We start from the raw sequence: 11170 nt of genomic DNA, 5'->3' as shown, positions 1-11170 counted from the left end.
ATAATACGCGGGTCGATGCCTGCGACGATCATTGGGATCAATTCGCCAGTTTTGCCGCCTACGACGCCTTTACCCGTGACTGGCTGGCCGCCGCGCACCGCCTGCTCAAGCCCGGCGGCGCGATCTGGGTGATCGGCAGCTATCACAACATCTTCCGCGTTGGCGCCGAGTTGCAGAACCAAGGCTATTGGATCTTGAACGATGTTGTCTGGCGCAAATCCAACCCGATGCCGAATTTCCGCGGCATGCGGCTGACCAATGCGCATGAGACGATGATCTGGGCCTCCAAGGGTGAGGGGGCGAAATACACTTTCAACTACGAGGCGCTGAAATCGCTCAACGAGGGTGTGCAGATGCGTTCGGATTGGGTGATCCCGATCTGCAATGGCGGCGAACGGCTGAAAGACGAAAAGGGCGACAAGGCCCATCCGACCCAAAAGCCCGAAGCGCTGCTGCACCGTATCCTCGTCGGCACGACCAATCCCGGCGATGTGGTGCTTGACCCATTCTTCGGCACCGGGACGACCGGGGCCGTGGCCAAGATGCTGGGGCGTGATTTTATCGGGATCGAGCGCGAGGAGAGCTATCGCAAGATCGCCGAGCAGCGGTTGGGCAATGTGCGCCGCCTTGATCGCGGCGCGCTGGAGGTCACGGGCTCCAAGCGCGCGGAACCGCGCGTGCCGTTCGGCCAGCTGATCGAACGCGGCATGCTGCGGCCGGGCGAGATGCTGACCAATGCGCGTGGCCAAATGGCCAAGGTGCGGGTCGATGGCACGCTGATCGCCGATGATGTGAAGGGATCGATCCATCAGGTTGGTGCCCGTCTGGAGGGCGCGCCCTCATGCAATGGCTGGACCTATTGGCACTTCCGCCGCGAAGGCCAAAGCGTTCCCATCGATGTGCTGCGCCAGCAGCTTCGCGCCGAAATGGAGGGCTGAGCAGGGGTCCGCCTCGAGGCGATACCCCACAGCACTTTGGAACCCGTTTTACCGTTGAACCGCAAACCCGCGCCCCGCCGGTGTGGTTTGCTGCCTTGCCCCTGCCATGTCACATGCATGGCAGGGGTTTTTTCGTCTTGCGAGCCGTGAAAGCGGAGATGACCGTGGCTGGGGGGACGCTGTCCCCCCACACCCCCCTGGGATATTTCTCAAACAGAGAAAGGACCGGGTGCGGCGGCGCGGCGCAGGCGGTCGTTGATGGCGCGCCCAAGGCCCGTGTCGGGAATATCGGCGACGCGGATCGCGGTGGCGCCGCGGCTTTGGGCCAGCGCGTCGGCGTTGTGGAGCGTGGCGAAGAGGCGGGCGGCGGCCTCGGTCAGATCGCCTTGTTCCGACAAGCTGAGATCGCCTTTTGCGGTGCCGAAGCCGATGGTGACCTCGCCGGGTTGCGGTGTGCCGCCGCACAAGAGCAGTGTGTGGGGCGCGTAATGGCTGGCAAGCTGGCCCGGTGCTTCGACCCGCGCACCGGGGGTGGTGTCGGCGGTGAGCGGTCCGGTGATGGGGGTGATCGCCTCGCGGGGGATCGCGCCTTCGCGCAGGAGGCGGGTGCCCTCGGCGCTGGGCGCAAGAATGGTGGATTCGACCCCGACCGGCGTCGGCCCGCCATCGAGGATGGCGGCGATGCGCCCGCCCAAGCCCGCGCGCACATGTGCCGCCGTCGTGGCGCTGATCCGGCCCGAGAGATTGGCCGAAGGCGCGGCGATGGGTCTTTGGGCCGCGCTGAGCACGGCTTGCATCACCGGATGGGCGGGCAGGCGGATCGCGACCGTCGCATGGCCGGCCGTGACCCGCGCCGATAACCCGTGGCCGGGCCTGAGCGGCAGGACCAGTGTCAGGGGTCCGGGCCAAAATGCCTCGGCCAAGGCGTGGGCGTGCCCGGGGAACATGGCGATGGTCATGGCGCTGTCGAGATCGGGCAGATGCACGATCAGCGGGTTGAAATCGGGCCGCCCCTTGGCCGCGTAGATCGCAGCGACAGCATCATCTTGCGTCGCATCCGCGGCCAGCCCGTAGACCGTTTCGCTGGGCAAGGCGACAAGCTGGCCCGCGCACAGCAATGCTGCAGCGCGTGCGATGCCGGTGGTGTCTGGCTGAAGATCTTCTGCGGCTTGCATGGTTCTGACGTGACGTAGCGGTTGATCGCGCGCGCAGGGCACGCCTAGCTTTCCGGGGGTAGCGCGAAGGGCGCGCCCATGCAATCACTGGCATCATCACGGGGGAGAGCCGTTCCATGCCTTATCGCGCGCCGGTCGCCGAATTCGCTTTTCTATTGCAGCATGTGGTGGGGTTTGACCGTGTCGCCGCGCAGTCCGCCCACGCCGAGGCCACGCCCGAAACGGTGAGCGCGCTGTTGTCCGAAGCCGGACGGATTTGCGAGGAGGTGCTGGCGCCTTTGAACAGGGCGGGCGACTTGCATCCCGCGCGGCTGGAAAACGGGGTTGTCCGCACCTCGCCCGGATATGCGGCGGGCTATCGCGCGATGGCCGATGCGGGCATGACCGCGATTTCGGCCGATCCGGCCTATGGGGGTATGGGCCTGCCGCAGACGGTGGCGGCCTGTATCAACGACATGGCCGGCGCGGCTTGTCTGGCGCTCGAGATGAACCCTTTGATGACGCAAGGCCAGATCGAGGCGCTCGAACATCACGGCTCGGACGCGATCAAGGCGCTGTATCTGCCCAAGTTGATCAGCGGTGAATGGTGCGGCACCATGAACCTGACCGAGCCGCAGGCGGGATCGGATGTGGGCGCGCTGGCGACCAAAGCAGCGCCCAAGGGCGATGGCAGCTATGCGGTGACCGGGCAAAAGGTCTATATTTCATGGGGCGATACGGATTTCACCGAAAATGTGGTGCATTTGGTGTTGGCGCGACTGCCTGATGCGCCGGGCGGGACCAAGGGCATATCGCTTTTCCTCGTGCCCAAGTTCATCCCCGATGACACGGGCGCGCCGGGTGTGGCCAACAGCCTGAAGGTCGTGAGCCTTGAGCATAAGCTGGGTCTGCATGGCAGCCCCACCTGCGTGATGCAGTATGATGGTGCGACGGGCTGGCTGATCGGCGAAGAAAACCGTGGCATGGCGGCGATGTTCACCATGATGAACAATGCAAGGCTGGGCGTGGCCCTGCATGGTGTTTCGATCGCCGATGCAGCGACGCAAGCGGCGACGGATTACGCCAGCCAGCGCAAGCAGGGCCGGCCATTGGTGAGCGCGGGCACGGGCATGATCGTGGATCACGCCGATGTGCGGCGCATGCTGATGGAGATGAAGGCTGAGACATTCGCCGCGCGGGCATTGGCGCTTGATCTCGCCGTGTCGATCGATCTGGGCCATGCGGGCGACGCGATGCAGGGCATGCGCGCCTCTGTGCTGACGCCGATTGCCAAGGCCTATGGCACCGAGATGGGGATCAAGGTGGCGAATTTGGGCATCCAGGTGCATGGCGGCATGGGTTTCATCGAGGATACGGGCGTCGCCCAATTCGCCCGCGATGTGCGCGTCTCGGCGATCTATGAAGGGACGAACGGCATTCAGGCCATGGATCTGGTGGGCCGCAAGATGGCCGATGGCGGGGCAGCGATCCATGCGCTGATCGAGACCGTCGCGGCCGAGGCCAAGGGCGATCCGCGGGGCGCGCCGGTCGCGGCCATGGCCGGGCAATTGCGCGCGGCGACCGATGCGATGCTGGCGATGGATCTGAACGATCGTTTCGGCGGGGCGGTGCCCTATCTGATGGGTTTTGCCCGGGTGCTGGGCGCGTTCTATCACTTGCGCGCGGCACGGGCGGGTGACACGCGGCGCGTGGCCTTGGCGCGGTTCTATATCGAGCGGCTTTTGCCCGAGGCAGCGGGGCTTTTCGCGCAGGCGGGGCATGGGGCCGCGGGGCTTTACGATCTTTCGGCGGAAGATCTCATCGCATGATCCACACCCCCCATGCAGTCGCGCCGGAAGCCGGCGAGGCAATCGTGATCGCCGAAGATGTGTTGTGGTTTCGCATACCGCTGCCGATGGTCTTGAATCATGTCAACGCCTATGCGCTGCGCGACGGCGATGGCTGGACGCTGATCGACACCGGGCTCGATACCACCCAGACCCGCGCGCTGTGGGAGGCGGCTTTGGCCGGGCCATTGGCCGGTCTGTCCGTCCGTCGGCTGATCGTGACCCATCACCACCCCGACCATGTCGGGCTTGCCGGCTGGTTCCAGGCGCGCGGGGCCGAGTTGCTGATGCCGCGCACGGCTTGGTTGATGGCGCGGATGCTGGTCTTGGATGAACAGCCAAGGCCCGCGGCTGAAACGCTGGCCTATTGGCAGAGCGCTGGCATGGGGGCAGAGCTTTTCGAAAAACGCCGTGGCGAGCGGCCATTTAATTTTTGCGATGTGGTCCATCCCATGCCCTTGGGTTTCACCCGGCTGCAAGATGGCGGCACGATCCGTATGGGCGGGCGCGACTGGGACATTCACTTTGGCCAGGGCCACGCGCCCGATCACGCCACGTTCTGGAGCCGTGACGATCATCTGGTCATCGGGGGCGACCAGCTCTTGGCGACGATTTCGCCGAATCTTGGCGTTTATGCCACCGAACCCGATGCCGATCCGCTGGGCGAGTGGCTGGAGAGCTGCGCCGCGTTTCAGCCCTTGGCGCGGGCCGATCACCTTGTTTTGCCGGGGCACAAGCTGCCCTTTACCGGCCTGCCCGCGCGGTTGGTGCAATTGATCGACAACCACCATGGCGCGCTTGATCGGCTGCGCGATCATCTTGCAGGTGGGCCGCGCACGGCGGCCGAGTGCTTCGCGCCGCTGTTCAAGCGCCAGATCGACGAAGGCACCTATGGCCTTGCCTTGGTCGAGGCGGTGGCGCATCTGAACCACCTTTTGCGCCTGGGCATCGTCACGCGCAGGCGGCGGGACGACGGTGCGTGGCTTTATCATCCGGCAGCGTGACCTGCGGCGCCGTGCCCGATGCTGGGTGGGCTGACAGCGCCCCAGGAATGCGGTATTGCCGGGACAAAGCATTGCCTTACCCGAACCGGAGGGAACACGACATGGCCGACCAAGAACACAAGCACGGCGAGATGGACATCAGCGAGCAGGAAAAGACCTTTGCCGGGTTCATGCGCATGAGCGTCAATGTCGGCCTCATCTCCATCGGCATCGTCATCTTCTTGGCTATCTTCGCACGATGAACCCTTTGCTGCGCATCGCGGCCGCACTGGCGATGGTCAGTGCGCTCGGCGGCTGCGTGGCCGAAGAGGTCTGGGCGCCTGACACATTCGTCAGCACCGCGAATTACCAGCCCACGGGGCCAGCGACGCTGACCTTGATGACGATGGTGTCGAACCGCGATGGGCGCGGTGGCCATTCCGCGTTGATGATCGATGGTGCGCAGCGCGTGCTCTTCGACCCGGCGGGAAGCTGGTATCATCCGCTGATCCCCGAGCGCAACGATGTGCTTTACGGGATGTCGCCGCAATTCCTGCAGTTCTACACCGATTACCACGCGCGCGAGACTTATCACATCGTCGTCCAAGAGCGTGAGGTCACCCCCGAGGTCGCGGCGCAGATCATCGCGGCGGTCGAGGCAAATGGCGCTGTGCCACCCGCGCGCTGCTCTTTGTCGATCAGCAGCTTGCTGGGCGATGTGCCCGGCTTCGAATCGATCACCGCCAATTGGTTCCCGATCCGCACGATGGAGCAGTTCGGCGCCCTGACCGGGGTGCGCGAAAGCCGCATCTATGACACGGATGCCGATGATAATCTGGAACTGCTGCAAGCGCAGGCGCGCGCCGAGTTGAGCCGCCAGATCGCGCAAGAGGCGGCGGCCCGCAACCAGTAGCCCCCAGTAAAAGCAAAACCCCCGGGGCGATGCCGCGGGGGTTTATGTCTTTTGGATCGCGTTACCGATCGGGCGCGCGTTCAGAGCATGCCTTCGCGCTGCGCCTTTTTACGCGCCAGCTTACGGGCGCGGCGTACGGCCTCGGCCTTCTCGCGTGCTTTTTTCACGGAGGGCTTTTCGAAATGTTGCTTGAGCTTCATTTCCCGAAAAACGCCTTCGCGCTGAAGTTTTTTCTTCAGAGCCCGGAGCGCTTGATCGACGTTGTTGTCGCGAACACTAACCTGCATTCTGGTGTCACCACCTTCCTAAGTTAAAGTTGCATTTGAGTGCAGGAGGTGGCCGTATAGCAAAGCCCCCCTATCTTGTCTACCGTTCGCGCAAGAACCTTTTGAAAGGGCCTGATCATGTCAGATAGCACCGATCCCAAAGCCGCGCTGATTGCCGCGGCGCTGATGCATGTGCCTTTTGATGGCTGGTCCGAGGCGAGTTTTCGTGCCGCCGCGGGTGATGCGGGGCTGACCCTGCCCGAGGCGCGCGCGCTATTTCCGCGCGGCGCAGTCGATCTGGCGCTGGCGTTTCACGCACAAGGCGATGCGGTCATGGTCACGCGTCTGGCCGAGACCGATCTGGGCGCGCTGCGCTATTCCGACCGGGTCGCTTACGCGATTCGCACCCGGCTGGAACTTGTCGAGCATGACAAGGAGGCGGTACGCCGTGGCCTGACGCTTTTCGCCCTGCCGATCCATGCGGCCGATGGGGCCAAGGCGCTGTGGCAGACGGCTGACGCGATCTGGACCGCACTTGGCGACACCTCGGACGATCTGAACTGGTACACCAAGCGCGCGACGCTGTCGGGGGTCTATTCCGCGACGGTGCTTTATTGGCTGGGCGATCAGTCGATGGATCACGCGGCCAGCTGGTCATTTCTGGAACGTCGCATCGATGATGTGATGCAGATCGAGCGCGCGAAAAAGGCCGTGCGCGAGAGCAAGATCTTGGGGCCGCTGATGGCGGGGCCTGAATGGCTGGCCTCCAAGATCAAGGCACCGGGTGCAGCACCCGCCGATTTGCCGGGGCGCTGGCGGCGCTAGGGTGGCCCGAACGCTTGCCACCCCGCGATCAGCCGCGTGATGCCGGTGACGGCGCAGGCGGCCGCAAAGATCATCGCCAATACCGGAAAGGCACCGGGAAATAGGCAAAACAGCGCGAAAACCGCGATGGTTTCCGCCCCTTCAGTCAAGCCGCCAAGGTAGAAGATCCCCTTGCTTGGGTAATCGGCTGTGGTCAGCCCGCGCTTGGCCGCGATCACGGCAAAGGCCAAGAAAGATGTCCCCGACAAGATGAAGCTTGTGATCAGCATGGCACCCGCCACGGCATTGGTATCCGGATCGGCCAGCACGAAGCCCAAGGGAAAGGCCGCGTAGAACACGAAATCCAGCGCGATATCGAGAAAGGCGCCGCGATCGCTGACGCCTTTCTCGCGCGCCACCGCCCCGTCAAGCCCATCGGCCAGCCTGTTGAGGGCAAGCCCCAGAAGCGCCAGCCAGTAGAGCCCTAGCGCCGCGGCCACGGCGGCGGCCAAGCCGACGGCGCAACCGATAAGCGTGATCTGGTCGGCGCCGAACCCGCGCGTGGCCAAATACCGGCCGGCGGGGGCCAAGAGGCGACGTTGCAGGGGCAAAAGGGCGGCATCGATCATGGCGCAGCTTTGGCGCTTGCGCCCGTGCGGGTCAATCGCACGCGTCTCACACTGTCGTCACTCCGACAGTGCGGCCACCAGCGCAGGCAATGCGCCCAGATCGGGCAATTCATGAAAGCGCACATGATCGCTTGGCGTTTCGGCATGTTCCAAGACCCAAGTCAGCCCATGTGGCACAAAGACCCCCCAAGCGCCGGCATCCAACGCGGGGCGCACATCGGATTTCATCGAATTGCCCACCATCATCGCCCGTTCCGGCCCGTCGCCATGACGCCCAAAGGCGCTGTGATAGGTGGCGATTGTCTTGTCCGAGACGATCTCGACCGCGTGAAACATCTCGCCCAGCCCCGATTGGGCCAGCTTGCGTTCCTGATCGAGAAGATCGCCCTTGGTGATCAAGACCAGCCTGTGCGCGGCGGAAAGCTCGGCCACCACCTCGCGCGCATGGGGCAAAAGCTCGATCGGATGGCGCAACATCTCTTGTCCCGCAGCGAGGAGTTCCGCGATGACGGATGCCGGAACCTTGTGGTCGGTCACCTCGATGGCGGTCTCGATCATCGACAGGACGAAGCCCTTGATGCCGAATCCGTAATGACCAAGGTTACGCCGCTCGGCGGCAAGCAGGCGTTCCTCCAGATGGGTGCGCTCGGCATAATCGGCCAAAAGGGCGGTGAAACGCTCTTGCGTCAGGCGAAAGAACGTCTCGTTTTGCCAAAGCGTGTCATCGGCATCGAAGCCGATGGTGGTCAAATCGGCGGCCATGGCATAAACCTCCTCTTTCCGGAATCGCCTTACGGCTTATATAGTGCGCCCATGCAAGGGACACCGGGCAGAACTGAGCGGACAGGAGACGCGATGCAGACCGACCGCTGGACGATGATGGCGGACAAGCCCAAGACCGAGGGCGATGCCAATGTCATCACCAAGACGAAACCAAAGACCCAGCGCCCGCCGATGTACAAGGTGCTGCTGCTCAATGATGACTACACGCCGATGGAATTCGTCGTGCATGTCCTTGAGCGTTTCTTTGGTATCGGACACAGCCACGCGGTCGAGATCATGCTGACCGTGCATAAAAAGGGCGTGGCCGTCGTGGGCGTCTTTTCCTACGAGATCGCCGAAACCAAGGTGGCGCAGGTGATGGATTTCGCCCGGCGCAACCAGCACCCGCTGCAATGCACGATGGAGAAAGAGGACTGATCTGTCCTCGTCATTATTCATGACCCTTGAACGTTGGACCCTAGCGCTCGAGGCGGGCGAAATCAGCCTGCCCGATGGCCCCGTATTGGTGATGGGGGCGCGGGGTGATGCCGATTATGCAGCGCTTGGGCCGGTTGTCTGCGTGCAGGGCTTTGCCCCCGATCATGACCGCTTGGCCGCGCGTGGCCTGACCGTTTCCCCCGATCTGCCCGAAGGCGATAGCTATGCCGCTGCCTTGGTGCAGATCGTCAAAGCCAAGGCAGGCACGATGTCGGCCATCGTCGAGGCGCTGGGCGCCTTGCGCCCCGGCGGCCTTTTGATGGTCGATGGCCAGAAGGACGAGGGGATCGAGGCGATCCAGAAAATCCTGCGCGGCGCCATCGAGATCGCCGGCAGCTATTCCAAGGCGCATGGAAAGCTTATCTGGCTGATCCGCCCCGATCATCTGCCCGAGGCCGCCCTGGGGTGGTTGGCCGAGCCCGTCGAGACCGAAGAGGGCTATCTGACCGTGCCGGGCGGCTTTTCCGCCGATGGCCCCGATCGCGGGTCGGAATTGCTGGTGGCGCTTGTGCCGCAGCTTTCGGGCCGCGTGGCCGATCTGGGCGCGGGCTGGGGCTATATCGCGGGCGAGGTCTTGGGCGAACAAGACGGGATCGAGACCCTCGATCTGATCGAAGCTGATCACGCCATGCTTGAGGCTGCGGCCACCAATATCGACGATCCGCGCGCGCGCTTCCATTGGGCCGATGTCACGCGCTTTCAGCCCGACGCCGCCTATGACGCGATCGTAGCCAATCCCCCATTCCACATTGGGCGACATGCCGATCCGGGCTTGGGGCGGGCCTTTATCGCGGCGGCGGCGCGGATGCTCTCGCCGCGCGGACGGTTTTTCATGGTCGCAAATCGGCATTTGCCCTATGAAGACGCCCTCAAGGCGAGTTTCGGGACCGGCCGCCTTTTGGGCGAGCTTGAAGGCTACAAGATCTACGAGGCGGCGAAACCGAAGCGCCAAGCGTCGACAGCCAAGGATGCGTTGCGAAGATGACACTTTCCATTCAAGGCAAGACCGCGATCGTGACCGGGGCCGCCAATGGCGTCGGCCTTGCCATTGCGCGCCATTTCCTCGACCGCGGCGCCAAGGTGATGTTCGCCGACCGCGACAAGGCAAGGCTGGCTGATGAATGCGGCGAGATGACCGATGACCAAGATCAGATACGCTGGTTCGCGGGCGATCTGCGTCAAAGGCTCACGGTCGAGAACCTCGTTTCCGCGACGGTCGATGCCTTCGACAGAATTGATATTCTGGTCAATGCCAGCCGCCAATTGATGCTTACCGATCCGCTCGACCCGGCCGATACATCGGTCGAGACGCTCCTTGAGCAAAACATGCTGACGGCGCTACGCCTCAGCCAAGCGGTGGGGCGGCGCATGATCGCGCAGGCCGAGGCGGCGGGCAACGCTGATGATGGCGCGATCGGGTCGATCATAAATATCTCGACCATCGCCACCCCGCGCAGCCATCCCGATCTTTTGGCCTATTCGATCGCGGCGGGCGCGCTGGAACAGGCCACGCGCAGCTTGGCCTTGGCCTTTGCGCCGCATCGTATCCGCGTCAACGGCGTGTCCTTCGGCTCGGTGATGTCCAACAGCCTCAAGACCGCCTTGGCCGAGACCGATGGCCTGCGCGATGAAATCCTGCAATGCACCCCCATGGGCCGTATCGCCGCCGCGCGCGAAGTGACAGGCGCGGTGCAATTCCTCGCCTCCGAAGGGGCGGGCTTCGTCACGGGCGAGATCATCGCCGTCGATGGCGGGCGCGGCTTGCTCGACACCGTCAGCCTGCCTGCATATTGAAATCCCACGATCATGTTTTGATCGCGAGAAGCCAAGGAAGGCTGGTGCAGTGCCACTCCTTTATGTTGTAAATTCACCTAGGTCCTGCGGTTCGCCTCGAAGTTTTCCCAGACATACATGCGCCCCTGTTGTCGAGCGTCGGCGAGCCAAAGTCGTTTCCGGGCATCCGGTGCTTCAAGGTGTCTGTAGATGCCGCCGGAGAACTTCTTCCAATCCAAAGCAAGTCCTTGTTTTACCAGTTCTGCCGAAAGATCGCGTCCGTCTGGAAGCCAACACTTCGCAACGGTTCTGCCATAGGCGTCAGTTTCAAGAATTTCGGCGGTAATCGTTTTTCCCTCACAGAGCCTCCACATAGCATTTTTTGCATTCTTTCCATATGGATGATCTAGTTCTGGCGCATCGATCCCAAAGAGCCGTATCTGCGTTTTGCGAATTATGATGGTATCGCCATCCACCACATAGGCTCTTCCGCTTATTTTCGGTCTTGAAGTGGATGGGACAGCTGAGCTGGCGTCGAATACGGATTGCCTAGCGGATCTTGAGGGATCTTTTACCTTTTCATCTGGGTGCAGGCCGGTGCTC

Annotated in this window: 14 protein-coding genes; 9 read left to right on the top strand and 5 right to left on the bottom strand. The window is 63.2% G+C overall.

Features of this window, described 5'->3' with window-relative positions; all coding sequences use genetic code 11:
- A partial coding sequence (locus ACTG4J_RS12245; RefSeq protein WP_439139899.1) for a site-specific DNA-methyltransferase occupies window positions 1-938 on the top strand: 938 nt, incomplete at its 5' end.
- Between the two features lie 209 nt (window positions 939-1147).
- On the opposite strand, the gene ACTG4J_RS12240 is transcribed toward ACTG4J_RS12245, so the two are convergent.
- Window positions 1148-2113, bottom strand: coding sequence for an L-threonylcarbamoyladenylate synthase (locus ACTG4J_RS12240; RefSeq protein ID WP_439139897.1), 966 nt, complete (start codon window positions 2111-2113; stop codon window positions 1148-1150).
- Window positions 2114-2229: 116 nt separating this feature from the next.
- Here ACTG4J_RS12240 and ACTG4J_RS12235 point away from each other — a divergent pair, with 116 nt between their 5' ends.
- From ACTG4J_RS12235 to ACTG4J_RS12220, 4 genes are all read left to right on the top strand, one after another.
- Window positions 2230-3921, top strand: a complete 1692-nt coding sequence (locus ACTG4J_RS12235; RefSeq protein ID WP_439139895.1) for an acyl-CoA dehydrogenase — start codon at window positions 2230-2232, stop codon at window positions 3919-3921.
- The gene (locus tag ACTG4J_RS12230) at window positions 3918-4943 is read left to right on the top strand and encodes an MBL fold metallo-hydrolase (protein ID WP_439139894.1); all 1026 of its coding nucleotides are present in this window, start codon (window positions 3918-3920) and stop codon (window positions 4941-4943) included. The genes ACTG4J_RS12235 and ACTG4J_RS12230 overlap by 4 nt, the downstream gene beginning before the upstream one ends.
- Window positions 4944-5044: 101 nt before the next feature.
- Window positions 5045-5185: an aa3-type cytochrome c oxidase subunit IV gene (locus ACTG4J_RS12225; RefSeq protein WP_439139893.1), complete on the top strand. Its 141-nt coding sequence runs from the start codon at window positions 5045-5047 to the stop codon at window positions 5183-5185.
- Window positions 5182-5835: a hypothetical protein gene (locus tag ACTG4J_RS12220; RefSeq protein WP_439139891.1), complete on the top strand. Its 654-nt coding sequence runs from the start codon at window positions 5182-5184 to the stop codon at window positions 5833-5835. The genes ACTG4J_RS12225 and ACTG4J_RS12220 overlap by 4 nt, the downstream gene beginning before the upstream one ends.
- Before the next feature lie 80 nt (window positions 5836-5915).
- Here ACTG4J_RS12220 and rpsU read toward each other — a convergent pair whose 3' ends face one another.
- Complete coding sequence (gene rpsU / locus ACTG4J_RS12215) at window positions 5916-6122, bottom strand: 30S ribosomal protein S21 (protein ID WP_058263026.1); 207 nt, start codon at window positions 6120-6122, stop codon at window positions 5916-5918.
- Window positions 6123-6239: 117 nt separating this feature from the next.
- On the opposite strand from rpsU, the gene ACTG4J_RS12210 reads away from it, so the two are divergent.
- Window positions 6240-6926, top strand: coding sequence for a COQ9 family protein (locus tag ACTG4J_RS12210; protein WP_439139889.1), 687 nt, complete (start codon window positions 6240-6242; stop codon window positions 6924-6926).
- Here ACTG4J_RS12210 and ACTG4J_RS12205 read toward each other — a convergent pair.
- Window positions 6923-7534 (bottom strand): CDP-alcohol phosphatidyltransferase family protein, encoded by a 612-nt coding sequence (locus ACTG4J_RS12205; protein WP_439139887.1) that lies wholly within the window; start codon window positions 7532-7534, stop codon window positions 6923-6925. The genes ACTG4J_RS12210 and ACTG4J_RS12205 overlap by 4 nt on opposite strands.
- 57 nt (window positions 7535-7591) lie before the next feature.
- A complete protein-coding gene (locus tag ACTG4J_RS12200) occupies window positions 7592-8296 on the bottom strand; it encodes an HAD family hydrolase (protein ID WP_439139885.1) in 705 nt (234 codons plus the stop codon).
- Between the two features lie 93 nt (window positions 8297-8389).
- Here ACTG4J_RS12200 and clpS point away from each other — a divergent pair, with 93 nt between their 5' ends.
- From clpS to ACTG4J_RS12185, 3 genes are read left to right on the top strand one after another with little or no spacing between them, the layout of a single operon-like run.
- Window positions 8390-8734: an ATP-dependent Clp protease adapter ClpS gene (clpS, locus tag ACTG4J_RS12195; protein WP_422239981.1), complete on the top strand. Its 345-nt coding sequence runs from the start codon at window positions 8390-8392 to the stop codon at window positions 8732-8734.
- A 19-nt stretch (window positions 8735-8753) separates the two neighbouring features.
- On the top strand, window positions 8754-9779 hold the full coding sequence (locus tag ACTG4J_RS12190; protein WP_439139884.1) for a class I SAM-dependent methyltransferase: 1026 nt from the start codon (window positions 8754-8756) through the stop codon (window positions 9777-9779).
- Entirely contained in the window at window positions 9776-10588 is an 813-nt protein-coding gene (locus tag ACTG4J_RS12185; protein ID WP_439139882.1) for an SDR family NAD(P)-dependent oxidoreductase, read from the top strand. The genes ACTG4J_RS12190 and ACTG4J_RS12185 overlap by 4 nt, the downstream gene beginning before the upstream one ends.
- 77 nt (window positions 10589-10665) lie before the next feature.
- On the opposite strand, the gene ACTG4J_RS12180 is transcribed toward ACTG4J_RS12185, so the two are convergent.
- Window positions 10666-11170: thermonuclease family protein (locus ACTG4J_RS12180; RefSeq protein WP_439139881.1), on the bottom strand; the 505-nt coding region annotated here is incomplete at its 5' end.

This window comes from Roseicyclus sp. (assembly GCF_965662675.1).
GTDB lineage: Bacteria > Pseudomonadota > Alphaproteobacteria > Rhodobacterales > Rhodobacteraceae > Roseicyclus.
The sequence above is the reverse complement of the archived record's forward strand: the minus strand, read 5'-3'. Positions and strand labels throughout refer to the sequence as shown.